The organism is Bradyrhizobium algeriense (assembly GCF_036924595.1).
GTDB classification, from domain to species: domain Bacteria; phylum Pseudomonadota; class Alphaproteobacteria; order Rhizobiales; family Xanthobacteraceae; genus Bradyrhizobium; species Bradyrhizobium algeriense.
This window is the reverse complement of sequence record NZ_JAZHRV010000001.1, coordinates 2680189-2704889: the sequence shown is the minus strand read 5'-3', so window position 1 is coordinate 2704889 and position 24701 is coordinate 2680189. Positions and strand designations below refer to the sequence as shown.

31 protein-coding genes are annotated in these 24701 nt (G+C 62.7%); 13 read left to right on the top strand and 18 right to left on the bottom strand.

The window, feature by feature from the left end; genetic code table 11:
• Positions 1–135: 135 nt before the first annotated feature.
• The 3 genes from V1286_RS13300 to V1286_RS13290 all read left to right on the top strand — a co-directional run bounded on the left by V1286_RS13300 (position 136) and on the right by V1286_RS13290 (position 1469).
• The gene (locus tag V1286_RS13300; protein ID WP_334480177.1) at positions 136–258 is read left to right on the top strand and encodes a hypothetical protein; all 123 of its coding nucleotides are present in this window, start codon (positions 136–138) and stop codon (positions 256–258) included.
• A 53-nt stretch (positions 259–311) separates the two neighbouring features.
• Positions 312–839 (top strand): hypothetical protein, encoded by a 528-nt coding sequence (locus V1286_RS13295; RefSeq protein ID WP_334480175.1) that lies wholly within the window; start codon positions 312–314, stop codon positions 837–839.
• Positions 840–938: 99 nt separating this feature from the next.
• Entirely contained in the window at positions 939–1469 is a 531-nt protein-coding gene (locus V1286_RS13290; protein WP_334480173.1) for a DUF2938 family protein, read from the top strand.
• Between the two features lie 10 nt (positions 1470–1479).
• Here the strand turns inward: V1286_RS13290 and V1286_RS13285 are convergent, their stop codons facing one another.
• The 7 genes from V1286_RS13285 to V1286_RS13255 form a co-directional block, all read right to left on the bottom strand.
• The gene (locus V1286_RS13285) at positions 1480–2124 is read right to left on the bottom strand and encodes a DUF1109 domain-containing protein (RefSeq protein ID WP_334480171.1); all 645 of its coding nucleotides are present in this window, start codon (positions 2122–2124) and stop codon (positions 1480–1482) included.
• A complete protein-coding gene (locus tag V1286_RS13280; RefSeq protein ID WP_334480169.1) occupies positions 2121–2678 on the bottom strand; it encodes a sigma-70 family RNA polymerase sigma factor in 558 nt (185 codons plus the stop codon). Before V1286_RS13280 ends, V1286_RS13285 begins: the two co-directional genes overlap by 4 nt.
• A gap of 138 nt (positions 2679–2816) precedes the next feature.
• Complete coding sequence (locus V1286_RS13275; RefSeq protein ID WP_334480167.1) at positions 2817–3506, bottom strand: c-type cytochrome; 690 nt, start codon at positions 3504–3506, stop codon at positions 2817–2819.
• Positions 3507–3567: 61 nt separating this feature from the next.
• Positions 3568–6762 (bottom strand): efflux RND transporter permease subunit, encoded by a 3195-nt coding sequence (locus V1286_RS13270; RefSeq protein WP_334480165.1) that lies wholly within the window; start codon positions 6760–6762, stop codon positions 3568–3570.
• Complete coding sequence (locus tag V1286_RS13265) at positions 6759–8159, bottom strand: efflux RND transporter periplasmic adaptor subunit (protein ID WP_334480163.1); 1401 nt, start codon at positions 8157–8159, stop codon at positions 6759–6761. Before V1286_RS13265 ends, V1286_RS13270 begins: the two co-directional genes overlap by 4 nt.
• Complete coding sequence (locus V1286_RS13260) at positions 8156–8509, bottom strand: FixH family protein (RefSeq protein ID WP_334489655.1); 354 nt, start codon at positions 8507–8509, stop codon at positions 8156–8158. The genes V1286_RS13265 and V1286_RS13260 overlap by 4 nt, the downstream gene beginning before the upstream one ends.
• A gap of 136 nt (positions 8510–8645) precedes the next feature.
• Positions 8646–9182, bottom strand: coding sequence for a hypothetical protein (locus tag V1286_RS13255; RefSeq protein ID WP_334480161.1), 537 nt, complete (start codon positions 9180–9182; stop codon positions 8646–8648).
• A 68-nt stretch (positions 9183–9250) separates the two neighbouring features.
• On the opposite strand from V1286_RS13255, the gene V1286_RS13250 reads away from it, so the two are divergent.
• On the top strand, positions 9251–9655 hold the full coding sequence (locus V1286_RS13250) for a four-helix bundle copper-binding protein (protein WP_334480159.1): 405 nt from the start codon (positions 9251–9253) through the stop codon (positions 9653–9655).
• Between the two features lie 74 nt (positions 9656–9729).
• On the opposite strand, the gene V1286_RS13245 is transcribed toward V1286_RS13250, so the two are convergent.
• From V1286_RS13245 to V1286_RS13230, 4 genes are all read right to left on the bottom strand, one after another.
• Positions 9730–10416, bottom strand: coding sequence for a siderophore-interacting protein (locus V1286_RS13245; RefSeq protein ID WP_334480157.1), 687 nt, complete (start codon positions 10414–10416; stop codon positions 9730–9732).
• Between the two features lie 135 nt (positions 10417–10551).
• Positions 10552–11244: an O-methyltransferase gene (locus V1286_RS13240; RefSeq protein ID WP_334489654.1), complete on the bottom strand. Its 693-nt coding sequence runs from the start codon at positions 11242–11244 to the stop codon at positions 10552–10554.
• A 148-nt stretch (positions 11245–11392) separates the two neighbouring features.
• On the bottom strand, positions 11393–12208 hold the full coding sequence (locus V1286_RS13235) for an AraC family transcriptional regulator (protein ID WP_334480155.1): 816 nt from the start codon (positions 12206–12208) through the stop codon (positions 11393–11395).
• A gap of 169 nt (positions 12209–12377) precedes the next feature.
• Complete coding sequence (locus V1286_RS13230; RefSeq protein ID WP_334480153.1) at positions 12378–13025, bottom strand: class I SAM-dependent methyltransferase; 648 nt, start codon at positions 13023–13025, stop codon at positions 12378–12380.
• Between the two features lie 234 nt (positions 13026–13259).
• On the opposite strand from V1286_RS13230, the gene V1286_RS13225 reads away from it, so the two are divergent.
• From V1286_RS13225 to V1286_RS13200, 6 genes are all read left to right on the top strand, one after another.
• Positions 13260–13583 (top strand): ArsR/SmtB family transcription factor, encoded by a 324-nt coding sequence (locus V1286_RS13225; RefSeq protein ID WP_334480151.1) that lies wholly within the window; start codon positions 13260–13262, stop codon positions 13581–13583.
• Entirely contained in the window at positions 13580–14011 is a 432-nt protein-coding gene (locus V1286_RS13220; RefSeq protein WP_334480149.1) for an SRPBCC family protein, read from the top strand. The genes V1286_RS13225 and V1286_RS13220 overlap by 4 nt, the downstream gene beginning before the upstream one ends.
• Positions 14012–14055: 44 nt before the next feature.
• Complete coding sequence (locus V1286_RS13215; RefSeq protein WP_334480148.1) at positions 14056–14277, top strand: hypothetical protein; 222 nt, start codon at positions 14056–14058, stop codon at positions 14275–14277.
• A gap of 9 nt (positions 14278–14286) precedes the next feature.
• On the top strand, positions 14287–14748 hold the full coding sequence (locus tag V1286_RS13210) for a DUF1801 domain-containing protein (RefSeq protein WP_334480146.1): 462 nt from the start codon (positions 14287–14289) through the stop codon (positions 14746–14748).
• A gap of 85 nt (positions 14749–14833) precedes the next feature.
• Positions 14834–15238 carry a hypothetical protein gene (locus V1286_RS13205; protein WP_334480144.1) on the top strand — a complete coding sequence of 135 codons (405 nt, stop codon included), beginning with the start codon at positions 14834–14836 and terminating at the stop codon, positions 15236–15238.
• Between the two features lie 18 nt (positions 15239–15256).
• The gene (locus tag V1286_RS13200; protein WP_334480143.1) at positions 15257–15712 is read left to right on the top strand and encodes a DUF1801 domain-containing protein; all 456 of its coding nucleotides are present in this window, start codon (positions 15257–15259) and stop codon (positions 15710–15712) included.
• Positions 15713–15791: 79 nt separating this feature from the next.
• On the opposite strand, the gene V1286_RS13195 is transcribed toward V1286_RS13200, so the two are convergent.
• The 6 genes from V1286_RS13195 to ndk form a co-directional block, all read right to left on the bottom strand.
• Positions 15792–16205, bottom strand: coding sequence for a GFA family protein (locus V1286_RS13195; protein ID WP_334480142.1), 414 nt, complete (start codon positions 16203–16205; stop codon positions 15792–15794).
• Positions 16206–16240: 35 nt separating this feature from the next.
• On the bottom strand, positions 16241–16705 hold the full coding sequence (locus tag V1286_RS13190; protein WP_334480140.1) for an SRPBCC family protein: 465 nt from the start codon (positions 16703–16705) through the stop codon (positions 16241–16243).
• A gap of 2 nt (positions 16706–16707) precedes the next feature.
• On the bottom strand, positions 16708–17022 hold the full coding sequence (locus V1286_RS13185; protein WP_334480139.1) for an ArsR/SmtB family transcription factor: 315 nt from the start codon (positions 17020–17022) through the stop codon (positions 16708–16710).
• A 233-nt stretch (positions 17023–17255) separates the two neighbouring features.
• Positions 17256–19604 (bottom strand): xanthine dehydrogenase family protein molybdopterin-binding subunit, encoded by a 2349-nt coding sequence (locus V1286_RS13180; protein ID WP_334480137.1) that lies wholly within the window; start codon positions 19602–19604, stop codon positions 17256–17258.
• Positions 19605–19771: 167 nt separating this feature from the next.
• Positions 19772–20608, bottom strand: a complete 837-nt coding sequence (locus V1286_RS13175) for a TerC family protein (RefSeq protein WP_334480135.1) — start codon at positions 20606–20608, stop codon at positions 19772–19774.
• Positions 20609–20671: 63 nt separating this feature from the next.
• Positions 20672–21094, bottom strand: a complete 423-nt coding sequence (ndk, locus tag V1286_RS13170) for a nucleoside-diphosphate kinase (RefSeq protein WP_334480133.1) — start codon at positions 21092–21094, stop codon at positions 20672–20674.
• 325 nt (positions 21095–21419) lie between these two features.
• Here ndk and V1286_RS13165 point away from each other — a divergent pair, with 325 nt between their 5' ends.
• The 3 genes from V1286_RS13165 (at position 21420) to V1286_RS13155 (ending at position 24032) form a co-directional block, all read left to right on the top strand.
• Positions 21420–21674, top strand: coding sequence for a sulfur globule protein precursor (locus tag V1286_RS13165; RefSeq protein WP_334480132.1), 255 nt, complete (start codon positions 21420–21422; stop codon positions 21672–21674).
• A gap of 207 nt (positions 21675–21881) precedes the next feature.
• Complete coding sequence (locus V1286_RS13160; protein ID WP_334480131.1) at positions 21882–22055, top strand: hypothetical protein; 174 nt, start codon at positions 21882–21884, stop codon at positions 22053–22055.
• Between the two features lie 114 nt (positions 22056–22169).
• Entirely contained in the window at positions 22170–24032 is a 1863-nt protein-coding gene (locus tag V1286_RS13155; RefSeq protein WP_334480129.1) for an ABC-F family ATP-binding cassette domain-containing protein, read from the top strand.
• Between the two features lie 21 nt (positions 24033–24053).
• Here V1286_RS13155 and V1286_RS13150 read toward each other — a convergent pair whose 3' ends face one another.
• Complete coding sequence (locus V1286_RS13150; protein WP_108519366.1) at positions 24054–24542, bottom strand: hypothetical protein; 489 nt, start codon at positions 24540–24542, stop codon at positions 24054–24056.
• Positions 24543–24701 lie beyond the last annotated feature (159 nt).

The window sequence follows — 24701 nt, the reverse complement described above, 5'->3', positions numbered from 1 at the left end:
CATTCGATTCTCACAACAATTTCATCGCCTTTTCAAGCCCTGTCCCGCCGCCGCCCGATAGATTCAATAGAGTCGCGGCCGCTTCATCCTGGCTATCCTTCGCTATCTTCGATTTGCAGATGTTGGAGACAATTCATGACCATGGACATGACCACGATGGGCTCCGGCGCGTTGGTGGCAATGGGGGTTTATCACCTCGCCATTTTCGTCTTCGCCTTGCTTGGGATCGCGGCGTCGATCAAATATCTGCGCTCCTGATTTGTCAGGCGGCCTTGACGTTCGGGCACTCATCGCGCCGGGGGGTGAACGACATGTTCGCGATTGACGCCGCACGACGCATTGCCGCTGTCGCGATCACCGCCGTTCAGACGCTGTCGAGCAAGCGAGTCTCGTCCGGCACGTTCCTTCTGGGTCTGCTGGCCGGTGCGGGACTGACCGCGCAAGTACACAAATGGTGGACCTCGTCCTTCGGACTCTGCTTGTCCTCCTCCGCTGGACTTGATCAAATCAACGACACGCAACCCGATTTGGTGCTTGCGTTTACGTTGTATCCGGTCACTACGTCGGCCGGACAACTCGCAGTGCTCACTGTCGCGGTTGCCGTGCTCATTGGGTTTCTGCTTTGGACCAAGCGAGCGACCTCGGCTTCCTTCTTCTTGGGCGTGCTCGCGGGCACCGGCTTCGTCTTGAGCTTCGATATCGTCTGGGTCCACTGGATCTTTGGCCTCCATCACCTGACGAATACACAAATGGACCTCGTCCTTGAGCCCCTGTTCGTCCTCCTCGGACTCGCTTTCTTGTGGTTTGCGATCACGCGAGAGCGCCGCCAAGCTACTTAACTGCTCATCGTGGAGTACCGGCTTGCCTGAGGCGCTCCGGCGCACTGTCCCGGCCGCTACCACGAGAGTTGACCATGCACGTCAGTCTCGGAGGCGACAATGATGGATCTACCGAATTCCTATGCTGCATTAGCAATCGAGAGCATTGTGGTGGGCAGCATTGCGACACTAGTGGCGGACCTCTGGCTTCGCCTGCTCCAGGCCGTTGTTGGCATCCCGCCGGCAAATTGGGGATTGGTCGGACGCTGGGTGGCCGGATTCTCGCGCGGGGCATTCGTTCATCGCCCGATCACAGCAACACCGGCGGTTCGCGGCGAACTCGCGATCGGCTGGACATTCCACTATGCGGTCGGGATCGCCTATGCGGCGCTCTACCTTGTGAGCTTGAGATCGATCTTCGGCTCGGAACCAAGTCTCCTTTCGGCTGTGGCGTTCGGATTGATCGTTCTCGTTGCGCCCTGGTTTGTCATGCAGCCGGCGCTCGGTCTCGGCTTCATGGCGGCGCATACGCCGAAGCCCACAGCCGTTCGCACCCTCAATATTTCTGTACACACGTGGTTCGGCGTCGGGCTCTATCTCGGTGCCACGGCTTGGCTAATGGGCATGAGGTCAATCACAAACGCGATCTGAACTGCGACGGTCACCAGCGTAGAAGGCGCGGCCCGAGCAAGGCGCCTGCTAGAGTGCACAGCACAATCGTTCCGCCGTACCAGACGGCAATAAACGGCAGCGAATCGTCCGTACAATGGAGTGCATAAGCCATTGCGCTGACGCCTCCCGCGATGAGGCCTGCGAACGCGCCGGCTCGCGAAAGATTGGTGGGAGCACCTTTTCGCACGGCCCAAATTGAAACGGCGAAGGGGACAATCGCAATGATCGGAATAGAGAGAAGGCATTCCAACCATTCATCGCCGACGATCATGCTTTCCCAATGCGACCGGGGTGCGGATCCAAGGCTGATGGCGGCAAGAACCATAATGATGAGAAACGGCACAGCGACAAGCAAGGCGGAGGAGATTTTCCGCTCCCCACCCGGCCGTGCCAGTCTCGACAGGTAAAGCAGCGCGAGGCCGACGATCCCGATTGCAAAGGCAAGCTTTATGGCGAGAAACATCAGTGCACGGGCTGTCATCAGGTCGGCCCGGAAGCCTAAGCCAACAACGGCGACGCCGAACGCCACAATAGACCCCGCAGCAATTGCCACATAAAGCGTGCGCACGACCGAATTGCGGTCGACCGGCTCAAGGTTAGTACTCAGGAGCGCAACGAGTTCATCCGTCTTCATGTTCGCGTTTCCCGGGCAATCAGTGCAGACAGCGCCTTGAGCCCACGGTGGACATTTACCTTTACGCCCGACTCGGAAAGACCGCATCTTCTCGCGGCTTCGGCTACGCTCAGTCCGTCAAGCTTCACAGCCTGGATCGAACATTGCATGCCTTCCGGCAGCCGTTCCATCAGTCGCCTGATATCATATGTGCTTTCGGCGCCCGTATGGTCGTCATCCGCCATGACCTCATCGGCTTCGTCGATCGGCACGTCGGCGAGCGAAGCGCGGTTGCGACGCAGAAAATCGATCAATTTGTAGCGCGCGATGGCGTGCACCCAAGGCGTCAATGGCTCTCCCGGGTCGTAGGTATGCCGCTTGATATGGATTGCCAATACAGCTTCTTGAACCAGATCTTCAGCCTCCGATGTACCTCTGCCGAGCGCTGCGAACTTAGTCTTGTAATAAGCGCGCAAGCGGCGGCTCAACTGATCGAGCAACGAGCGGTACGACGCCGCGTTACCGTCCAGGCTCGCAAGCATCAGGGCCTTGAGTTCGATTTCCAGGGTCGTCATGCCTGCTATCTCGTGAGTTCGCTGGCCCGACTGGTTTGGTTACAGTCTACTGCCACGACGACGAAAAAAATCGAGGATGGCATGGCGAGCATCCGGACCCGACCCACGTCTGCGCGAACTGCCATGGTGCCGCTCCCTTCAGCATCGCGCCTCGATCGCCTTGCTGATTTCTTCCGGCGCGGCAAAAATCACGTCTGCCCGGTCACCCATCATTCCCGCGGGCACGAGGGCTGGTGCGCCGCTTTGCGGACCATCCTTTCCGGAATCGGTCTTCAGGCGCAGATTGCGCTCCCAAAAGGCGCGCGTCTTGCCATCAGTCGTGGTCACCCGATAGGTGTCGTGACAGTAGGTGATCGTCTTCACCTGCATGTTCGATTCCAGACTTTTCAGGTTGGGAACGCGGCCGCCGCCCATCATCCCGCCCATGCCTTCCATCGGTCCTTGAGCGCGCATTTGCGGCGCGGCTCCAGGCTTGGTTGCTTCCTTCAGAAAGGCAAGCAGGTCTGCGCGGTGCTGCGGGTCCCTGATGCCGTTAAACGGCATTTCATTGTCCGGTACCATGCGATCGGGATCGGTCAACCAGGCGTCCAGCGAACGGTCGTCCCATATGATGCCGGACGATTTGAGAGCATCGGAGTAGCGTTCGAAGCTCGGTAACGATCCGGCCCTCCGTTCCCACAGACCGGCAAGACTGGGCCCCGTCATGTTTCGGTCCGCCTCAAGCGAATGGCATGGCGCGCAAATGCGGAAACCCCGCAGGCCCCGCGCGGCGTCGCCCGGCTCGGCAACAGCGGAAGACAACCATGCGACCATCGAAAGCGCGATCACAAAGAATCTGTTCATTGCCAACCTCCTCGCTTCCATCTGCTCCGAAAAATTCCCGTGCTCCTCATTGGACCGGCTCCAGAATGCCTTTCTTCCGCCGGCTGGAGGGCGCCGTCGAATGCGGAGCCCCTGCAGCGGAATCGTCGTCGGTCTTCAGCCCAAATCCCTTCACCAGGCCGAAGATCGCCGGGATCACGATCAGCGTCAGCAAGGTCGAGGAAATCATGCCGCCTATCATCGGCACGGCGATGCGCTGCATGATCTCGGAGCCGGTGCCGCTGCTCCACATGATCGGGAGCAGCCCGGCCATGATGGCCACCACCGTCATCATCTTCGGCCGCACGCGCTCCACCGCGCCCTCCATGATGGCGTCGTAGAGATCGCGCTTCGTCAGCGGCCGGTTTTCGGCGTCGCGGCGGGCCCTGATCTCGGCGAGCGCCTGGTTCAGGTAGATCAGCATTACCACGCCGGTCTCGGCAGCAACGCCCGCGAGCGCGATGAAGCCGACCGCGACCGCAACCGAAAGATTGAAGCCGAGCCACCACATCAGCCAGAGCCCGCCGACCAGTGCGAACGGCAGCGACAGCATCACGATCATCGTTTCGGTGACGGACCGGAAGTTGAGATACAACAGCAGGAAGATGATCAGCAGTGTTGCGGGAACGACGATTCTGAGCCTCGCGGTGGCGCGCTCGAGGTATTCGTACTGGCCGCTCCACATCACGTAATATCCAGGCGGAAACTGGATGCTGGCTTGCACGGCGCGCTGCGCCTCGGCGACATAGCCGCCGAGGTCGCGGTCGCGGATGTCGACATAGATGTAGGTCGCCAACTGGCCGTTCTCGGTGCGGATCGAGGACGGCCCGCGCGCGGGAGCGATCTTTGCGACTTCGCCGAGCGGAACAGCGCCGCCGGCCGGCATCGGCACCAGCACGTCGCTTGCAATCGCCTTTGGATTGTCGCGCAAATCCCGGGGGTAGCGCATGTTGACGGAGAAGCGCTGGCGTCCCTCGACTGTCGTCGTGACCGTCTGCCCGCCAAGCGCCGTTGCAATGGTATCCTGGACGTCCTGGACCATGATGCCGTAGCGCGCCATCGCTTCGCGGTCCGGCGTGATCTCCAGATAATAGCCGCCGATGCCGCGCTCGGCGTAGGCGGACGAGGTGCCCGGGACCGCCTTCAGAACCTGCTCGATTTGCTTGGCGAGCTTGTCGATCTCGACCAGATCGGTGCCGATCACCTTGACCCCGACCGGGGTGCGGATGCCGGTCGACAGCATGTCGATGCGAGCCTTGATCGGCATGGTCCAGGCGTTGGAGACGCCGGGAAACTGTAGCGCCTTGTCCATCTCCGCGATCAGGCTGTCGATCGTCACGCCGGCCCGCCACTCCTGCTTTGGCTTGAGATTGACGACGGTCTCGTACATTTCCGACGGCGCCGGATCGGTTGCCGTCGCGGCGCGGCCTGCCTTGCCGTAGACGGATTCGACTTCCGGAAAAGACCGGATGATCCGATCCTGTGTCTGCATCAGTTCAGCGGACTTGGTGACAGAGATGCCCGGCAATGTTGTCGGCATGTAGAGCAGCGTGCCCTCGTTCAAATTGGGCATGAACTCGGTGCCGAGCTGCCGAGCTGGCCACACCGTCACGGCCAGAACGGCGAGCGCGATCAGGATCACCAATATTTTGGCGCGCATCACCGCCTTGATGACCGGCCGGTAGATCCAGATCAGGAAACGGTTGATCGGGTTCTTGTGCTCCGGAACGATCTTTCCACGCACGAACACAACCATCAGTGCCGGCACCAGCGTGACGGACAACAGCGCCGCCGCCGCCATCGCGAACGTCTTGGTGAAGGCGAGCGGGCTAAATAGCCGGCCCTCCTGCCCCTCCAGCGTGAAGATCGGCATGAACGATACGGTGATGATCAACAGGCTGAAGAACAGTGCCGGGCCGACCTGGGCTGCCGCCTCGATCAGAATCGCGATCCGCGACTGTCCAGGCTCCGCCCGTTCGAGATGCTTGTGGGCATTCTCGATCATGACGATCGCCGCATCCACCATCGCGCCGATCGCGATTGCAATCCCGCCGAGGCTCATGATGTTGGAGCCTATGCCGAGCAGCTTCATCGCGCCGAACGCCATCAGCACGCCGACCGGCAGCATCAGGATGGCGACCAGCGCGCTGCGGACGTGCAGCAGGAACACGATGCACACCAGCGCAACCACGACACTCTCCTCGAACAGCGTGTGCTTGAGCGTGTCGATGGCCGCGTAGATCAGGTTCGAGCGGTCGTAGACCGGCACGATCTCGACCGATTTCGGCAGGCTGCTGGCAATTTCCTTGAAACGCTTCTTGACGTTCTCGATGACGTCGAGCGCGTTGACGCCAAAGCGCTGCAGCACGATGCCGCTCGCGACCTCGCCCTCCCCGTTCAGTTCGGTGATGCCGCGCCGCTCGTCGGGGCCGAGCTCGACCCGGGCGACGTCGCGCAGCAGTACGGGCGTGCCATTGCTCACCTTCAGAACGACGTTGCCGAGGTCGTTGATGCCCTTCAGGTAGCCCTTGCCGCGGATCACGTATTCGAATTCGGATAGTTCTACGGTGCGGCCGCCGACGTCGGCGTTGCTGGCACGGATCGCCTCGCGCATCTTCTGCATGGTGATGCCGCGGTCGCGCATGCGCTGCGGATCGAGGATCACGTTGTACTGCTTGACGAAGCCGCCGACGCTCGCCACTTCCGCGACACCTTCGGCCTTGGCGAGCGCGAACTTCAGATTCCAGTCCTGGATGGCGCGCGTGTCGGAAAGGTTCAGCTCTTTCGACATGATAGCGTATTGGTAAACCCAGCCGACGCCGGTCGCATCCGGGCCGATGGTCGGCGTCACGCCGGCGGGAATACGCGAGGTCGCGGCGTTCAGGAATTCGAGCACGCGCGAGCGCGCCCAATAAATGTCGGTACCGTCCTCGAAGATGACGTAGACGAACGAGACGCCGAAGAACGAGAAACCGCGAACGACTTTCGATTTCGGTACCGTCAGCATCGCCGTCGTCAAGGGATAGGTGACCTGGTCCTCGATGACCTGCGGCGCCTGACCGGGATACTCCGTGTAAACGATGACCTGCGTGTCGGAGAGATCGGGAATGGCGTCCAGGGGCAGATGGATGAGTGCATAGAGGCCAGCCGCGGCAGCGAAGCCGGTGCCGAACAGCACCAGCAGCAGGTTACGGGCCGACCAAGCGATCAAGCGGGCAATCATTGCTGCGCTCCCTCGGCAAAGCCCTTGAGAGCCGCCTTCAGGTTACTCTCCGCATCAATCAGAAAATTGGCGGCAACGACGACGGGCTCTCCGTCCTTCACCCCGCTGCGGATTTCGATTAGTCCGCCGCCCCGGCGGCCGATCTTGACGTCACGGGGTTCGAACCGGCCCTCGCCCTTATCGACCAGAACGACCTGCCGAGAGCCCGTATCGAGCACCGAACTGTCGGGAACCGCCAGAACGGGCTCCGAGCCGCCAATCTCGATGTCGGCATCGACGTACATGTCCGGCAGTAACGCCAGATCTGAATTGTCGAGTTCGATCCGAACGCGGGCTGTCCGTGTCTCGCGGTTGACCTGGGGGTAGACGACCGCGATTTTTCCGGAGAAGTCCCGCGCCGGGAAGCTGCGCGCCCGGACGGTTACGGGCTGTCCGACCGCAAGCGAGCCGAGGTCGCGCTCGGCCACGTCGATCAATGCCCAGACAACCGAGGTGTCGGCGACGCGGAAGAGCACGTCGCCCGGTTGAGCTCTCATGCCCTGGACCGCGTTGCGTTCCAGTACGATGCCATCGCGCGGGGCCGACCACTCGACGGTCACGGGAACGACCCGCGTCCGTTCGATCGCGGTGATCACCGCGTCGGGCACGTCGAGGTTCATCAACCGCTGCCGCGAGCCGCGTCCGTAGGAGGGCTCGCCCGCGGTAGTCCTGGACGTTATTGTCGTCACATACTCGGCGGCCGCACTGGAAACTGCAGGACTGTAGACCTGCATCAAAGCCTGTCCCTTCTTGACGAAGGTGCCGGTCGTGACGTCGGCGACCGATTGCAGGTAGGTTTCCGCGCGCATCGCGATGACTGAGACTCGGCGCTCGTCTAGCTGAATCGTGCCTGGTGCGCGCACCACCGTCCGGATCGGTCGGAGGGCGGCCGGCTCGGATTTGACGCCGGTGCGCTGGATCTTTCCGGGCGAGACCTTGACCGATCCGTCGTCGCTGTCGTCGCCCTCGTAGACGGGGATGTAATCCATCCCCATCGAGTCCTTCTTCGGCGTCGGCGAAACATCCGGCAGGCCCATCGGGTTGCGGTAGTATTTGATCTTGCGGTCGGCAGGCGGCGCAGCCGCCACTTCCGCCGGATCGTCGAAACTGATGTCGGCGCCCGCGGGGACGGCGCGGTAGTCACGGCCGTCAGGTGTCTTTTTCGGCGTCAGCGAATAGAGGGGCTTGCCGTCCGGATCCTGGTAGTAGATCGCAGCGGAAGCCGGTTCGGCTTGCGCGATGACATGGGCGTGCTTGGTATCTCCACTCGACAAGACGAACGGACGCGAGATGATGACGGCCACCGTCGCAGCCCCAATGGCAGCGGCTGCCACGACTAGCAGGATCGACCGTTTCATTGGTCGGCCTGGATGACGAGTTTGTTTTCGACCGTGCCGGTTTCACCCTGCACCTTCGCGCCGAGCGACAATTGCCACCGGCCAGCCATGCCAAAGGTGGCCTTGAATCGGTAGGTGCCCGGCTCCGATCCCGGGAGCGGGGTGACCTTGGTGACCATCTCCTGCATGGCATCCGGAGCCATGTCGAGGCGCGTGGCGAAGATGACCGCGTCCGGAACAGGCTTGCCCGTCGCGTTGTCGGAGAGCTTCACGGTGATGGTCTTGTCGGGGCCGGCCTTCACGGTCGGTTCGACAAGCCTGAACTCGTAGTTCTTGATGTCGGCAAGCGCGACGGAGGCGGCGCAGGTCATGACAGCGCCGGTCAGCGCAACCCAAAGGGTGCGCGAAAACTGATTGGCCTTCATAGTGATAATCCTCAGGTCTCGTGGTCAGCCGCGATGGCGGCATGGGCGCGGACGCCGCAAGAGCGCCGCGTACTCCGGCGAGCTACGCCGAAAGGACCAGGGACCGGGGAGGTTTTGGAGGGGGTGAGTATCCAATGCTTTCCACGTCGGGATCGCTGCCGGGAAGCAGCATCCGAAGCGTAACGGGCTGGATTTCAGCGACACCAGCCGGCAGCGGCGCCTGCAACGTCGTCGACACGCAGAGCGCCATCAACGGGCACTGGTCGCAATCCACAGGCGACGATTTGTCCGGGCAGCACGGCATATCGTCGGATATGGCGGTCATGTCATCGGACATCGACGTCATCGCCATCGATGCCGTCGCGCCCGCATTCGCCCGCGCCGTGAGCGGGGCGATGACGAGGCCGACGATCACAAGGACCGCCAGCAGCCGGCAAAGGTGGATCGAGCGTTTCACGGGGCCAGTTTCGCACAACCCGACCCATGATGGGAAGCAAAGTTCCATCACGAAATCGCGGGTTTCGTTAACATATCCCGGTCGAGAATGATCGCATTGCGACGAATCAAATCCATCCGCACCCGGCAGGGCCAGGTTCGTATTGCCGGAGAGCCAGAACATTTTTCTGGGCCGCGACTTAAGGTAACAGCCGCCCGGTGGCGGTCTGCCCTCCAGCCAGGAGCACCACCATGCACGCCCGCGAAATGATCGGCACCCACCCGGCCGTCCAGGGCCAGATCAACGACACTCTGATCCGCTGCATCGAGGAATGTTATTCCTGCGCCCAGACCTGCACCTCCTGTGGCGACGCCTGCCTGTCAGAGCGCATGGTGCAGGAGCTGACCCAGTGCATCTGCCTGGATCTGGATTGCGCCGACATCTGCAACATCACCGGCCGCATCATGACCCGCAGGACAGGTTCCGATGACGAAGTGATGCGCCGCATGCTCAGCGTCTGCGCCGCCGCCTGCCGGCTTTGCGCGGAGGAGTGCCAGAAGCACGCTTCCATGCATGAGCATTGCCGCATCTGCGCGGAAAGCTGCCGCCGCTGCATGGAGGCCTGCCAGGAATTGGCACGCGGCATGGCGCACTAGCTAGGTTGGATCGACATTCAGGATTCTCAAACCTCGCCGTTGCGATGATCTGGCTGCGTTGAATGTCATCAAACCTAGTCCAACCCGATCTTGCCCTGCGCCCAATAGGCCTTGGTCTTCACCCGCGATGATACGACGCCGACTGCTTTCAGGGCCCGGCTTACGCGCTGGATCGACGATGCCTTGCCCGTAAGAACGAAATGCGCGCCGCTAGCGGCAAGGCGCAACACCTTGGCTTCGGCTGCGGCGAGATGGGCGTCGTCGGCGAGGCGCTCGATCAAGATCGCTTGGCCGAGGCCGATCGCCTCCAGCACCGGCCGCGACTCCACGACATCCGAGACCTCGAACACATGGGAGACCTCGAACACATGGGTTGCGCTTGCACCCTGCGGACTATCGCGGAGTGCCGCCGCCAGGCCGAACGAGGTTTCATCGCCGAACAGAACCACCGGCGATTCAAGGCCGGATAGATCGAGCGAGCGGCGCGGACCGAAGAACTGGCAAGTGTCGCCTTCGCGCAGGCCGCTTGCCCATCGGCTGCCGGGACCGTCGCCATGCGCGAAGGTGAGCATTCGTGTCCTGCCGCTTTCGGCGTCCCACGATATCGGTGTATAGGTCCGCGCGCTAAGGCCCGAGCCGATCGAAACCTGGACCTTTTGGCCAGCCGTCCAGGCGACGTTCCTGAGCGCTTCGCCTTCCAGGTCGGCCAGCCGGAAGCGGGGCGAGAGCGTCTCGACTGCCGCGACGCGCGCGGGACGCATGAACCATCGCAGCAACGTCCGTGTGACTCGACCCGGCGGAGTGAGCAGCGGCGCAGAATTTTGCGGTTCGTCGGCGCGTTGGGTCAAAGGTTCGCTCGCTCCTCACTGACATTTCGACGTCGTGGCCCATGCGGATCACCTCGTCTTGACCGTGAATTCGTTGCCGCGCCCCGGATCGAACGACAGCGGCAGTGAGAGATAACCGTTCTGCGGATCGCGGACATACTCGATGTAGCCGCCCGCCTCCGTGAACGCATTCTCGCCGATGATTATCGCGCCGGGCTTCAGATGGGGCTCCAGCAGCGTGAGGATGGGAAGATAGAGGGTGAAGGCTCCATCGAGCATCGCCATGTCGATGTCGCCGCCGACGCCGGCTTTGAGGGTTTCCCGCGCATCGCCGATCCGAAACTCGACAAGATCGGCCAGCCCGGCGGCCCTGAGGTTCGCCTGCGCCCGCTCGGCCTTGCTGGATTCAATCTCGGTGCCGATCAGGACGCCGCCGCCCATGTCACGCAGCGCCGCCGCCATATAGATGGCGGAAATCCCCATCGAAGAGCCGAACTCGACGATGCGCTTAGCCTTGCAGCTACGGGCGCACATGTAGAGAAAGCGCCCAAACTCCGGGGAGACGCTCAGGAAATTATCGGCGTAACCGTGATACAGTCCCGTCAAATCCTTGTTCTCGGCCTCGACAACTTGTTTCATCGCCTGCTCGACATTGGTTATCTCGCTCGCGTAGGCCTGCATCAGCGGTGCATCGGCCGCATCCGCTTCCTGATGAAGGCGTTGGAGAACGTCCGCGACGAGACCGCTGCTGACTGAATCCATGTTTTCCGGCTCCTTGGGACGCGCCAGTGCGTAAGCGTCAGAGCCAGAAATACGAGATCGGCCGCCTGACCACATTCCGCAAATACGACAATATATTGCGATTTCTGGTCAGCATCCGCGAAGGAGCATGTCCGAAGACGGACGGAGGTCACGCGGCGATGCGACGTTCCGCCAGATACCGGGCGGGGGGCTTGCCCAGCGCCTTACGGAACATGGTGACGAAGGCGCTCGCGCCCTCATAGCCGAGATCGAGCGCCACCGTCTGGACTGACGCTCCTTGCGCGAGACGCTGCAACGCTATGAGGATATGGAGCTGCTGGCGCCAGCGGCCGAAGCTCATGCCGGTCTCGCGTTTCAGGGCGCGGGTCAAGGTCCGCGGGGCAACGGCCATGCGCCGGCCCCACTCGTCTATCGTCGCGCGGTCGGCGGGATCGGCCATCATCGCGATGGCGATCTTGCGCAGCTTGGCGTCGACCGGCATCGGGAAGTTCAGCTTCTCGACGGGCGCCAGAGACAGTTGGTCGAGCAGCACCGTGGCGACCCGGCCGTCGGCGCCATCGACATCGTACAGGACCGGCATCTGGGCGACGTGCAGCAGCAAACGCTCCAGCAACGGCGAGATCGACAGTGTGCAGCATTGACTGGGCAGCGCCGGCGCCGCATCCGGTTCGACGAACAGGAGATAGACCTCGACATTTCCGGCGGCGGTCACGCTGTGGGGAAGATTGCCGGGAATCCACACCGCACAGCGCGGCGGCACAATCCAGACGCTTTGGTCGGCTTCGCACCTGACGACGCCACGCAAGGTCAGGATAAGCTGGGCCTTCCGATGCTCGTGAATAGGTATCTCCACGCCCTTGGTGAACATGTCGATTCCGACGGCGGCGATGGCGCGGGGCACGTCCGCGGGATCGAAATCATCATCAGGCCGAAGATCGTCTTCGTTGGGTCGGTAGAAGGGCATGGCGAGCGTCAATCTATCCGAATGCGATTGACTAGATAAGACAATATTAGTCCGCGATTGCGATTTTCAACACAGGAGGGGCCGTGTCAGCGGACGGCTGCTCCACCGCTCACGCATTCACAATGAATATAGAATGTCGATCAGTTCTGGCGCGCGCGGCGGGCGCGAGTTAGTCCTCGCGCCTGAATACGCTGAACTGGAAGATCTGCCGGGAGTCCCACGGGGTCACGTGTTCGTGGCGCTGCGTATGCACCAGCTTGAACATGCTGCCGAGCGTCTGCCCGAGACTTGCGCTGTCATAGCGGGCGACCGGCAAGCCGCTGCATTTTTCGGGGCCGTCGAGCGCGAAGGTGGCAATGATGGCGTGCCCACCGACTTTCAGGCCACGTTCGAGGCGGGCGATGTAGGCGGCGCGATCGCTCGCGTCGGTGAGAAAGTGAAACGCCGCCCGGTCGTGCCAGATATCGTAGGGCCTGGCCGGCTCCCAGGTTGTCGCGTCCGCGACGATCCAGCGAACCCGATTGGCACTAGCGCCAAGGCGGCTCTCAAGGCGGCTCTCAAGGCGGCTTTTGGCGGCAGCCAGCGCCGCGCCTGACAGATCGAGCACGGTGACATCCTCAAACCCCTGCTCGATGAGATTGTCGACCAGCCGCGAAGCGCCGCCGCCAATGTCGATGATGGCCGAATTGCTGACAGCGCCTGCCTGCACGATCAAGTCGAGCGAAGGCGCCGGGCTTTGCTGAAACCAGCTGACCTCGTTCTCGCGCTTCGTCGTGTAGACGTTTTCCCAATGAGCCTGACGGCCGGCATCTTCCATGAGCCTCACCTCCCTGTCCGTACATGGTCATGCGGCCCGTCTTCGACAACGAGCCAACGACCAGGCTCTGCTGCGCGGATGGCATCCGGAAATGCATAACCAACGGGATATATTAAGCTCAGGAGCCAGCGGTTCCCTTAATGAGGCCTGCCGTTGCGCTTCGAATTCCCACTTGACCAGCCCATATCTCCGCGGTTATGCATCAATCAATAACCCATAGGTTATCGATCCCAGATGCTGAACGCCCACGACGTGCTCTTCCGAACTCTAGCCGATCCTTCCCGTCGGGCGATCTTCGAGCGGCTGTGCCGCGAAGGAGAGCAGACGGTGGGAGCCCTGACGGCGCGGGCCGGGATCTCGCAACCGGCGGTCTCGAAACATCTCGGCGTTCTCAAGCAGGCCGGGCTGGTGCGCGACCGCCATCAAGGTCGGCAGACGCACTACAGCGCGCATCTCGGCGCCCTGGCCCCGCTGATCGACTGGACGAGCGAGATGGCGGGGTTCTGGCAGAGGAAATTCGACGATCTCGAAGATCTGCTCAAACGGATGGACCAATGACCAACACCACGACCGAAACCCGCTCCGTCGTCGTCGAACGCGAGATGCCGCATGCCCCGGAAAAGCTCTGGCGTGCGCTTACGCAACCGCACCTGATGGAGGAATGGCTGATGAAGAACGACTTCAAGCCAGCCGTGGGCCACCGTTTCAATCTTCGCGGCGACTGGGGCGGCGTGCTGGACTGCGAGGTCCTCGCCATCGAGCCGAACAAGGCGCTGTCCTACACCTGGAATTTCAAGCACGAGGATGCGGCCTTCAATCTGCAGAGCGTGGTGACGTTTACGCTCACGCCGACGCGCACGGGGACCTTGCTGCGCATGGAGCAGACGGGCTTCCGGCCGGATCAGAAGCAGGCCTACGGCGGCGCCCACGCCGGATGGAAGCAGTTCTTCGCGAAACTGGAAGAGGTCGTGGCGCGAACGGACTGAAACCGCCGCGTTGCGCTTCGGCTCGTCTTCAAAGGGAGGCCTCATTGAACTGGAATATTTCTATTCGGCAAATCCACCGCTGGTTGTCCATTGCCTTCACGGTGGCCGTCATCGTCAACGTCATCGCCATGGTGCAGGAGAAGCAAGCCGTCTGGGTCGGCCTGCTCGCGCTGTTCCCGCTCGTCCTGCTCTTGCTCACCGGCCTCTACATGTTCGCGCTGCCCTATGCCGCCAAATGGCGCGGCGCGCGAGGCATCAGCGGATAGGAGTGAACAATGGCCGGCAAGACGTCCGCGAAGTCGGCGAAGGTCACAAAGGAGGCCGCCGCAAAAAAGCCTGTCCTGCTCTCAGGCGGCAATCCTCAGATCGCGAAGGGGGACGGCGACGCCCCCGTCCAAGCCTACATCGCGGCCATGCCGGGCTGGAAACGCGACGTCGGGCGCCACCTCGATGCGCTCATCGTGCGCACCGTCCCCGGTGTGCGAAAGGCCGTCAAATGGAACACGCCCTTCTATGGCGTCGAGGATCAGGGCGGCTGGTTCATCGCCTTTCACTGTTTCACGAAGTACGTCAAAGTGACGTTCTTCCGCGGCACGTCCCTGCGCCCTGTCCCGCCCGGCGAGTCCAAGCACAAGGAAGTGCGCTACCTCGACATTCGCGAGGACGAGCAGCCCGACGAAGCTCAGCTTGTCGCCTGGGTGAAGCAAGCCAGCCAATTGCCCGGCGAACGAATGTGAGCGGCGGTTGCGAGGTGCATGCGTGGCGGGAGCGGACATCGAGACGATGCCAGGCTAACATGTTCGTCAATGATCGGGACCGAAGATGACTGAGACCGTCAGCGTGCGTCTGGTGGGCGGTTCGGACGGTGAGCGTGCGACCTTCGAGGTCAGCGATGAGGAAAATCGTTGCCTTCTGACCTGCCGATACCGTGACAAGACAATCTCTTCCGAGGCCGCAGACTTCTTCGACGCGCTGGTTTCAATTCGCCGGCAGCTTCAACATGATGGTCTGATTCCCTACTGCTACGGTGCAAGCCTGAACGTGTTTCCCTCAACGATGGCCCGAGACATGGGGCGAGGCTTGAAAGCCTACAAACTGGCCCCCGGCAAGCATTCCAATCGCGCCGATTTGGTCGGCATATTCGATGAAGGCACCGATGTCGTTCCCGCCGATGTCGATGCACAAGAACAATTCTTCCGAGATTGGATCGAATCGCCGCGCAGCTAGAGGATGCCGACAACAACCATGAAGAAAGCGACAGCAACCATGAAGAGCAAGAGCGGCTCAAAGGAAGCAAAAGCAGGAGACTCTCCCTCCCGGCACATCGATGCAAGAATCAAGGAGCTGGGCGATTGGCGCGGCGAGACGCTCGCGCGGGTCCGCAGCATCATCAAGCAGGCCGTCCCCGAAGTGGTCGAGGAGTGGAAGTGGCGGGGCGTTCCGGTGTGGGAGCATGACGGCATCATCTGCACCGGCGAGACCTACAAGGCTGTCGTGAAGATGACCTTCGCCAAGGGCGCCGCGCTGGACGACCCGTCAGGCCTCTTCAACTCCAGCCTCGAAGGCAACGTCAGGCGCGCCATCGATATCCGCGAGGGCGACAAGATCAATGAAAAGGCATTGAAGGCGCTCATTCGCGCGGCCGCGGAACTGAACACGTCAGCGCGAGCTGCCCGCTCCCGGAAGAAAAAGAGCGCTTGAGGCGACGGCCGGAGGAGCAAGCGCGCCACCACCTAGCGCCTCCGATCAGAGCCGGCCTTAGTATGGCATCCGGCGACACTTAACCAGGCGGCATGCGCTCGAATTTCTGCAGCGAGGAATCCATCGTATCCCAGGCATGGCCGCGGATCCCGTATGTGACCAGTTGCGGATTGAACCGGCTGGGGTCGTCAAGGCTGGTCGCGTGGACCGCTATCAGTTCCGGCATGGCGACGAATGTCACGTAGACCGGCGTTCCGCAGGTCGGGCAGAAGGCGTGGAGCTTTTCGTTCCCGCTGTCGCCCGCTACCCGCCAGTCTTTCGCTTCACCCGCGATGGTCACGTCGGCTCGCCGGGAGAAGACCAGATAGGATCCATGCCCCGTGCCGCTTCGCTTCTGGCAATCGCGGCATTGGCAGTGGGTCTCGACGACGGGTTTGCTGCTCGTCTCATAATGGATCGCGCCGCACGCACATCCGCCGGTATATTTCGTCATGGTCATTCTCCCGCTTCTGATTGATACGGCGGCGATCAAGCCGATTTCGGCTTGGCGAAAACGTCGAGGCCCTGGCCGGTTTCCAGCAAGGATTTCAGGCTGGCGAGGACGACCGGCCACCCCTTCTTGATGCCGTTCGCCATCGCGCTGCCGGCGGCGAGTTCGTCATGGGTGACGGTCAGCCGGACCATGTCCTCGTATTCCTCGATCTCGAACGTCACCCGGCTGGAGGCGGAAGGATCGGAGGCCTGCGACGGATTCGCCCAGGTGATGACGAGACGGGTCGGCGGCGAGACCTCGATGACCTTGCCGACGATTTGGACGGTCCGCTCTTCATTGGCGCGGACGTGCTCCCATTTCGATCCCGGTTTCCAGTCAGAGACGTTCTCGTGGCCCCAGTAACGCCTTGCGATCTCCGGTTTCGTGATCGCCGCGAACACCTTGTCCGGCGTCGAGCGAATATAGGTCACGTAGACAAAACTGGTCGTCTCTTTGGTCATCGTCATTCTCCTTCGAGTTCTTTCTTCAGATCGTGCAGCAGGCTGAGCCGCTGCCGTTCGAATTTCCGCACCCACCGTTCGTAGACCTCGTGAAGCGGCACGGGGTTGATGAAATGCAGCTTTTCCCGGCCACGCCGGACCGAGCTCACGAGATTGGCCGCCTCCAGGATTTCGAGGTGCTGCGTGGCCGATTGCCGGGCCATGTCCAGGTTTTCGCAAAGCTGGCCGAGCGTCTGCCCGTTCTTCTCACAAAGAAGGTCAAGCAGCTTTCTGCGTGTCGGGTCGCCCAGCGCTTTGAAAACCTTGTCGGCCTGCATCGGTCTCGCTCTTAATCGAGAACATAATATGCAGGTAAATACCTGCATGTCAAGCAACAGCAATCAAGCTCGCGATCAGGTGATCGTCACCTTTCGGATCAGGACTGACGATTGGGATTGGCGACGGGTCACGTCCGGATGCGGCTATTGGCCCACGCCTTGATGGGCGCCTCGCAACAACCGTCGTCGGCTGGCAGTGGCTTTCAGGCCTGGCTGGGTATCCGTCGTTGGGACTATTGAGCGGCGGACGTCGTGTCGGCGCGCTGACGCGGTCGCGCATCTGCCGCCCGGATCGCATGCCAGATGCGGGCGGGCGTTGCGGGCATGTCGAGATGCCGCACGCCGAGCGGCGTCAGCGCGTTCATCACGGCGTTCATGATGGTGCCTGGGGCTGCGATAGCGCCGGCCTGACCGCTTCCCTTCACACCGAGCCGGTTGGCGCGGCTTGGAAAGTCTGATGTCAAACTGCCCTCGAACGCCGGGAGATCGTTGGCGCGCGGTAGTGCATAATCCATCAGCGAGCCCGAGAGGATCTGGCCGGTGTCGGCATCGAACAGCGCCTGCTCGAACAACGCCTGCCCGATGCCCTGCGCGACGCCGCCATGCACTTGCCCCAGCGTCAGGCGAGGATCGAGCAGCCGGCCGTAGTCGTCAAAGATGACGTAGCGGTCGAGCCTGACCTCACCGGTCTCGGGATCGATCTCGACTTCGGCGACATGGCATCCGTTGGGAAAGGTGTAGCGGTCGCACAGGTGCGTCGCCTTGTGCGCCAAACCAGGCGCGACATCGTCGCCGGGCGTCTGATGGGAGGCGCGCGCCACCTCCTCGAGGCTGATCTCCTGCCCGGTCGCGGCCACGCGCAGCATGCCGGCTTCGTAGTGAACCGCATCCATACTGGCTTGCAGCAGGCGCGCGGCAAGCCGCCTCGCATTCTCGATCACACCTTCGGCCGCCATCAGCAGTGCGGTGCCGCCCTGATGCATCGAGCGCGCCCCACCATGCCCGCCGCCGGCGTCGAGATCATCTGTATCGCCCTGCCGAAACCGGAAGCGCTCGAGCGCCAGGCCGAACGCATCGGCCGCGATCTGGGCAAACGTCGTCTCATGGCCCTGGCCGTTGGAATGCGTGCCGACCATCAGATCGATCCGGCCGTCGTCACCGACGCGCACTTTCGCCACTTCATTGGGCTGGCCGCGCGACGTTTCGAGAAAGCAGGCGTAGCCCAGGCCACGCAGCCTGCCCCGCCTGCGCGAACTTCGCCGGCGCGCATCGAATCCCGCGGCGGCCTTGACCGCGTGATCGATCGCGTGGGCAAAGCTGCCCTGCTCGACCGTAAGCCCCATCGCGCTTGCATGGGGAAAGCGGCGAAAGATGTTCTTGCGCCGCAGCTTCAGCGCATCCATCCCGAGTTCGGCGGCAGCAATATCGATGCAGCGCTCGATCAGATAGTTCGCCTCGGGCTTGCCGGCGCCGCGATAGGCATCGACCGGCGTCGTGTTGGTGAACACACCGCGGGTTTGAAAGGCGATCAGCGGAATGTCGTAGACGCCGCCCATGGCGCTCGCCATCGCCATGGTCGGCACGGCCGGCGCCACCGTCGAGACATGGGCGCCCAGATTGGCGAAGACTTTTGTGTCGAGCGCGAGGAAGCGGCCATCGCGGTCGAGCGCCAGGCGAGCCCGGATCAGGCTGTCGCGGCCATGGGCGGAGCCGGTGAAATCCTCGCTGCGATCCCCGATCCACGTGACCGGGCGACCGAGGCGGCGCGCCGCCCACAGCACCAGCACCCATTCCGGATAGAGCACGTTCTTCATCCCGAAGCCGCCGCCGACGTCGGGAATGCTGACGCGAAGCTTTTCCCTGCCGATGCGAAACACACCGTCGGCGAGCAGGTCACGGATCGCGTGTGCGCCGGCGGCCGAGGCGGTCAGGTGCAGACGACCGCTCGCGGCATCGAACTCCCCCAGCGCACCGCGCGTCTCCATCGGAGCGGCGACGACGCGGTTGTTGACCAGCTCGCATTCCACGACATGGGCGGCGTCGCGGATCACAGCTTCCACCGGGCCGATCTCGCCCCGGTTGAACTGGAACGCGATGTTGCCCCGCGCCTCCGGCCAGATCGACGGAGCGTCCGGCAGAATGGCATCCGCGATCGAGACCACCGGCGGCAGCGGCGCATAGTCGACGATGACGGCCTCGGCGGCATCGCGCGCGGCCTCAGTGCTTTCCGCAACCACGAACGCGACCGGCTCGCCGACATAACGAACGACGTCGCGCGCCAGTGCGTGACAGGGCGGCACCACGAGCGGCGTGGTCATCGGGATACTGGTCACCGCGCACGGCAGCGGGCCAATATTGTCGGCGGCCAATTCGGCTCCCGTGAGCACGGCCGCAACGCCGGGCATCTGGCGTGCCGCATCGACGCTGATCGCTGTGATGCGCGCATGCGCATGCGGCGAGCGAACGACGACGCCATGAAGTGCGTTTGGCGCCACGAGATCAGCGATGTAGCGCCCGCGTCCCCGCACGAAGCGCTCGTCTTCGAGGCGATCGATGCTGCGCCCCAATTGCGGCTCGGTCATGTGAAGCTGTATGGAACCGGAGGGCTTCGAACGCAAGTAGCACCACAGTCAAGGCCGGACGGACGTACGACCGCAGGTCGGCTCACCATATCGGCCTCTGACTACAGACGCCCCGCAAATGTGGAGCTTCCGCTAGCCACCTTCCGTCGGGCCGGCAGTTTTAATCGCTACGCCGTGGCGGAATGCTCGACGCCCTGCAGCTTGCGCTTTCGCCAGATCGCCCCAGCGACGAGCACGATGATGATGCCGATGATTCCAAGGATCACCTCGCCGCCATGCCCGCCATTGGCGAACTGCGGCGCCATGCCGAGCGACTTGAGGACACCATCGAGGCCGACACCGACCGGACCGTTGAAGAACGCATGCAACGGCGGCTGCACCACGGGATCCGTCGCCATCACCTCGCCGGCGATCCAGCCGAGCAAGCCCGCACCGGCCCACACCAGCGCCGGCAGGCGCGTCAGCAACGCCATGATCAGCGCGGCACCAGCGACGATCAGGGGAACGCTGATGGCGAGCCCGATAACAAGCAGGGGAATGCTGCCATTGGCGGCCGCGGCAACTGCAATGACGTTGTCGAGGCTCATCACGATGTCGGCGATCGCGACGATCTGCACGGCTGCCCACAGATGCGCAGCCGCGTCCACGCCGCCCTCGTCCTCGTGTTCAGGCACCAGGAGCTTCGCTGCGATGAAGAGCAACGCAAGACCGCCGACCAGCTTGAGGAATGGCAGCCCCATCAAGGTCACGACGATGCCGGTGAAGATGATGCGCAGCAGAACGGCGACGCCGGCGCCAAGGACCATGCCCCAGAACCGCTGGCGTGGCGGCAGCCCGCGGCACGCCATCGCGATGACAAGCGCGTTGTCACCTGACAGCAGGATGTTGATCCACATGATCTTGCCGAGCGCTACCCAGAATGCCGGCTGCTGCATCTCGGCCTGAAACTGGGTGAAGAACGCCGAGATCGTCGCAGGATCTAAAATTTGCCACAGCCAGTTCACAGCGTCTCCCCCTCGGCTCTTTCAGCCGTTGCGCGCGGCGACTATTGCCGCTGTCCTAATAAATCAGCCGACGATTTCGTTGCCCGAAAAGAACTGCGCGATTTCGATCGCGGCGGTCTCCGGTGCATCCGAACCGTGCACCGAGTTCTCGCCGATCGACTTCGCGTGGACCTGACGGATCGTGCCGTCCGCCGCCTTCGACGGATCGGTGGCGCCCATCACGTCGCGATATTTCAGTACGGCGCCCTCGCCTTCCAGCACCTGCACCACGACCGGCCCCGAGGTCATGAAGTCGACCAGTTCGCCGAAGAACGGACGCGCCTTGTGAACGGCGTAGAAGGTTTCCGCCTGTTCGCGGGTCATGCGAATGCGCTTCTGGGCCACGATACGGAGCCCGGCCTTCTCGATCAGCGCGTTGACGGCGCCAGTCAGATTGCGCTCGGTCGCGTCCGGTTTGATGATCGAGAAAGTGCGTTCAATCGCCATTGTTTACGTCCTTGCAAAACGCTGATTGGAGAGTTGCGGGGCTTATATCGGCGCCATCTCACGACGGCAAGCGACCGTGTGACGCGCCTGCCACCCCTTTTTGGCGTGTTTTCGTGCCGCGCACGCGCCTGAGGGGGCAAAGATTACAGCAATTTCACGGAGGTGAACCCTGTCTGAAGCCGCCGTGCCGTCTTCATTCAGCTTCGCGTCCGTAGACTTACGGATGATCGAACGCAGGGCACGCGCATCCGCCGGGTCCTAAGGCGTCACGGGACCCGATCTCACTGGTGGTGCCAGCTGGCACCGAAACTTTGAGGAGACGATTATGTTACGCAAACTCTCGCTCGTTGCAGTGGCGGCAGCTTCGCTGGGTGCGGCCGCGCTGGCGCCGACAGCGGCCTCGGCCGGCGGCTGGCACCATGGCGGCTGGCACCGCCATCATCATCATGGCTGGGGCGGCCCGCGCGTCTTCATCGGCGGCCCGGCCTATTACAGCGGCGGATATGGCGGCTGTTACGCGCGGCGCCTGGTTCCGACCCCTTGGGGTCCGCGCTGGCGGCTGGTGAACCGCTGCTACTGACCTGATTGAGCTTCCCCCTGACTGAGCCCCGGCCGCCGCGCCGGGGCTTTTTTTGTGCCGTGGAACCGGATGCCGAACGTGCTTCGACCACTTGCAGGCGAACGTATATCGCCTTGCACGGAAACCAATTTCGCCGCTGTGACTTGACCCATCAATAATAATCAAAGCCTCGCGATTGCTGCTAGGTGGAACTCGTAGAGACCGCTCATGGATGGCCGAACCAACAACGATTTCGAACAGATGGATCACAAGACATGCGTGTCGATCTGCGACGCCATCGGCGAACGGCTGCAGCGTAGCCTGTGCCCCGAAACCGAGCTGTCCCCGCGTTTGCGCGAGCTCCTCGATGAGCTGCGCCGCCGCGACAACGAGTTGCATTGAGCGCCACCGGATGTCGGCTTCTGCTGATAGGTTTTGCCGATACGCCGATAGATTTTACCAATAATGAGTTGCGTTTGGGGTTGCGTTTGCCGGGCACTCCGGTGACAACGCCGCATGCTCTCAATAACGGATATTTCGGTCCGCATCGCCGGGCGGCTTTTGATCGACAGCAGCACGGTGCAGATCGTGCCCGGCGCACGCGTCGGCTTCGTCGGCCGCAACGGCGTCGGCAAGTCGACGCTGTTTCATGCGATCCGCGGCGACCTGCCGACCGAATCCGGCAGCATCACGCTGCCGCCCCGCTGGCGCATCGGTAGCCTGGCGCAGGAAGCGCCCGATGGGCCGGAAAGCCTGATCAACGTCGTGCTCAAGGCCGACCTGGAGCGCGACGCGCTGCTCCATGAAGCCGAAACCGCCGACGATCCGCACCGGATCGCCGAAATCCAGACCCGGCTGGTCGACATCGATGCGCATTCCGCGCCGGCGCGTGCGGCGGCGATCTTAAGCGGCCTCGGATTTTCCACCGCCGACCAGGCGCGGCCGTGTTCGGAATTCTCCGGCGGCTGGCGCATGCGGGTGGCGCTGGCGGCGACGCTGTTCTCTGCGCCGGACCTTCTGCTGCTGGACGAACCGACCAACTATCTCGATCTCGAAGGCACGCTGTGGCTGGAAGACCATCTGGCCAACTATCCGCGCACCGTGATCGTCATCAGCCACGACCGCGATCTGCTCGACACCTCGGTCGACCAGATCCTGCACCTCGATCGCGGCAAGCTGACGCTCTACAAGGGCAGCTATTCCTCGTTCGAGGAACAGCGCGCCACGCGCGAGATGCTGGACGCCAAGCACGCCAAGCGCCAGGCCGACGAGCGCAAGCGGCTGCAGGCCTTCGTCGATCGCTTCAAGGCCAAGGCTTCCAAGGCCCGCCAGGCGCAGTCCCGCGTGAAAATGCTGGAGCGGATGAAGCCGGTCACCGCGCTGGTGACGCAGGATGTGCGTGAAATCACGTTCCCGACGCCGGAGAAGATGCTGTCGCCGCCGATCATCGCCGTCGATGACGTCTCGGTCGGCTACGATCCGAAAAAGCCGGTGCTCAATCGCGTCACGCTGCGCATCGACACCGAGGACCGCATCGCCCTGCTCGGCTCCAACGGCAACGGCAAATCGACGCTGGTCAAGCTATTGGCCAACAAGCTGGCGCCTTTCTCCGGCCGGATCACACGGGCGGAAAAACTCTCGGTCGGCTATTTCGCGCAGCATCAGGTCGACGAACTCAATCTCGACGGCTCGCCCTACGACCACGTCCGCCGGCTGATGCCCGATGCGCCGGAAACCAAGGTGCGCGGCCGCACCGGCGCGATCGGGTTTTCCGGCAAGGCCGGCGATACCCTGGTCAAGAGCCTGTCCGGCGGCGAGAAGGCGCGGCTGTTGCTCGGGCTCGCCACATTCTTCGGCCCGAACATGATCATCCTCGACGAGCCGACCAACCATCTGGACATCGACAGCCGTGCGGCGCTGGCCGAAGCGATCAACGATTTTCCCGGCGCCGTCATCATGGTCTCGCACGACCGCTACTTGATCGAAGCCTGCGCCGATCAATTGTGGGTCGTCGCCAATCAGACGGTGACGACCTACGACGGTGACCTCGACGACTACAGGCGCATGGTGTTGTCGATCGGCGACGCACGCAGCGGTTCGCGCGAGCGGTCCAAAGAGACTGCAAGGCCGGAGCGCGGGAAGAGCGAAAGGCGATCGCCGCTCAAGCAGCGGATCGCCGTGGCCGAGGCCGAAATCGAGCGCATCAACGGCATCATCGCCAAGATCGACACCGCGCTTGCCTTGCCGGATCTGTTCACGCGCGATCCCAAGCAGGCCGCCCAGCTCAGCAAGGCGCGCGCCGGTGCTGAAAGCGCGCTACGGCGTGCCGAGGAAGTCTGGCTTGAGGCCAGTTCGGAATTTGACGAAGCGACAGGCTGAAACTGATCGCCGTTGCCGGGTCTATGCAGCCGGCTTCTTCTTCGGCTTTGCGCCCTTTGCCGGCGCCGCCTCCGGTGCCCGCTCGATCGACGTCAGGCGTCCCGCGGTAAAAGTGTAGATGCCGGCACGCTGGCCACGTGAATAGTTGACGACCGCCACGCGGTCGCCGCGGGCATTGTTGGAAAAATTGACGTTGTCGGGTGCACCAATGCCACGCACAACGTCGCATTCGGTGTGCCCAAGCGCCACCCTTCCCGTCGTCGAGGGAGGCGGGCTGCCTGCAGCGCCGTCCGCCAGCGCGTTTGCACCAGCCCCCGGCGCCGCCATTCCGGGACAGCCGCCATCGGCGCTGACGAGTTCATCCGGCGTCACAGGCTTGTCCGGACTGAGCGGAGGCGTTTCGATCGACACGTTTCGGATGAACACGCGGCCGGTGCGCGAAAACCAGTCCGCATCCTTCGACATAAGGTCGGTCGCGCCGGAACAGCCTGCAAGCGCAGGCCCGAGCAGCAACAACGTCAGCAGTGGTTTTCGATCGATTGTTCCGCGTCGCACGCTAGACCCCGGCTCCCCAGCCTTACTGTAACCATTTGTCCGACCATCACTTTGCGGCACGACCATGGCTGCCCGCAAGGTCCGGCTCAGAATCCGCAGATTATCATTAATTCC

Excerpts from the sequence above, each read along its gene's own strand:
- V1286_RS13300 (WP_334480177.1), top strand. The coding sequence starts at position 136 with ATGACCATGGACATGACCACGATGGGCTCCGGCGCGTTGGTGGCAATG.
- V1286_RS13295 (WP_334480175.1), top strand. The coding sequence starts at position 312 with ATGTTCGCGATTGACGCCGCACGACGCATTGCCGCTGTCGCGATCACC.
- V1286_RS13290 (WP_334480173.1), top strand. The coding sequence starts at position 939 with ATGATGGATCTACCGAATTCCTATGCTGCATTAGCAATCGAGAGCATT.
- V1286_RS13285 (WP_334480171.1), bottom strand. The coding sequence starts at position 2,124 with ATGAAGACGGATGAACTCGTTGCGCTCCTGAGTACTAACCTTGAGCCG.
- V1286_RS13280 (WP_334480169.1), bottom strand. The coding sequence starts at position 2,678 with ATGACGACCCTGGAAATCGAACTCAAGGCCCTGATGCTTGCGAGCCTG.
- V1286_RS13270 (WP_334480165.1), bottom strand. The coding sequence starts at position 6,762 with ATGATTGCCCGCTTGATCGCTTGGTCGGCCCGTAACCTGCTGCTGGTG.
- V1286_RS13265 (WP_334480163.1), bottom strand. The coding sequence starts at position 8,159 with ATGAAACGGTCGATCCTGCTAGTCGTGGCAGCCGCTGCCATTGGGGCT.
- V1286_RS13260 (WP_334489655.1), bottom strand. The coding sequence starts at position 8,509 with ATGACCTGCGCCGCCTCCGTCGCGCTTGCCGACATCAAGAACTACGAG.
- V1286_RS13255 (WP_334480161.1), bottom strand. The coding sequence starts at position 9,182 with ATGTTCTGGCTCTCCGGCAATACGAACCTGGCCCTGCCGGGTGCGGAT.
- V1286_RS13250 (WP_334480159.1), top strand. The coding sequence starts at position 9,251 with ATGCACGCCCGCGAAATGATCGGCACCCACCCGGCCGTCCAGGGCCAG.
- V1286_RS13245 (WP_334480157.1), bottom strand. The coding sequence starts at position 10,416 with ATGCGTCCCGCGCGCGTCGCGGCAGTCGAGACGCTCTCGCCCCGCTTC.
- V1286_RS13240 (WP_334489654.1), bottom strand. The coding sequence starts at position 11,244 with ATGGATTCAGTCAGCAGCGGTCTCGTCGCGGACGTTCTCCAACGCCTT.
- V1286_RS13235 (WP_334480155.1), bottom strand. The coding sequence starts at position 12,208 with ATGCCCTTCTACCGACCCAACGAAGACGATCTTCGGCCTGATGATGAT.
- V1286_RS13230 (WP_334480153.1), bottom strand. The coding sequence starts at position 13,025 with ATGGAAGATGCCGGCCGTCAGGCTCATTGGGAAAACGTCTACACGACG.
- V1286_RS13225 (WP_334480151.1), top strand. The coding sequence starts at position 13,260 with ATGCTGAACGCCCACGACGTGCTCTTCCGAACTCTAGCCGATCCTTCC.
- V1286_RS13220 (WP_334480149.1), top strand. The coding sequence starts at position 13,580 with ATGACCAACACCACGACCGAAACCCGCTCCGTCGTCGTCGAACGCGAG.
- V1286_RS13210 (WP_334480146.1), top strand. The coding sequence starts at position 14,287 with ATGGCCGGCAAGACGTCCGCGAAGTCGGCGAAGGTCACAAAGGAGGCC.
- V1286_RS13205 (WP_334480144.1), top strand. The coding sequence starts at position 14,834 with ATGACTGAGACCGTCAGCGTGCGTCTGGTGGGCGGTTCGGACGGTGAG.
- V1286_RS13200 (WP_334480143.1), top strand. The coding sequence starts at position 15,257 with ATGAAGAAAGCGACAGCAACCATGAAGAGCAAGAGCGGCTCAAAGGAA.
- V1286_RS13195 (WP_334480142.1), bottom strand. The coding sequence starts at position 16,205 with ATGACGAAATATACCGGCGGATGTGCGTGCGGCGCGATCCATTATGAG.
- V1286_RS13190 (WP_334480140.1), bottom strand. The coding sequence starts at position 16,705 with ATGACCAAAGAGACGACCAGTTTTGTCTACGTGACCTATATTCGCTCG.
- V1286_RS13185 (WP_334480139.1), bottom strand. The coding sequence starts at position 17,022 with ATGCAGGCCGACAAGGTTTTCAAAGCGCTGGGCGACCCGACACGCAGA.
- V1286_RS13180 (WP_334480137.1), bottom strand. The coding sequence starts at position 19,604 with ATGACCGAGCCGCAATTGGGGCGCAGCATCGATCGCCTCGAAGACGAG.
- ndk (WP_334480133.1), bottom strand. The coding sequence starts at position 21,094 with ATGGCGATTGAACGCACTTTCTCGATCATCAAACCGGACGCGACCGAG.
- V1286_RS13165 (WP_334480132.1), top strand. The coding sequence starts at position 21,420 with ATGTTACGCAAACTCTCGCTCGTTGCAGTGGCGGCAGCTTCGCTGGGT.
- V1286_RS13160 (WP_334480131.1), top strand. The coding sequence starts at position 21,882 with ATGGATGGCCGAACCAACAACGATTTCGAACAGATGGATCACAAGACA.
- V1286_RS13155 (WP_334480129.1), top strand. The coding sequence starts at position 22,170 with ATGCTCTCAATAACGGATATTTCGGTCCGCATCGCCGGGCGGCTTTTG.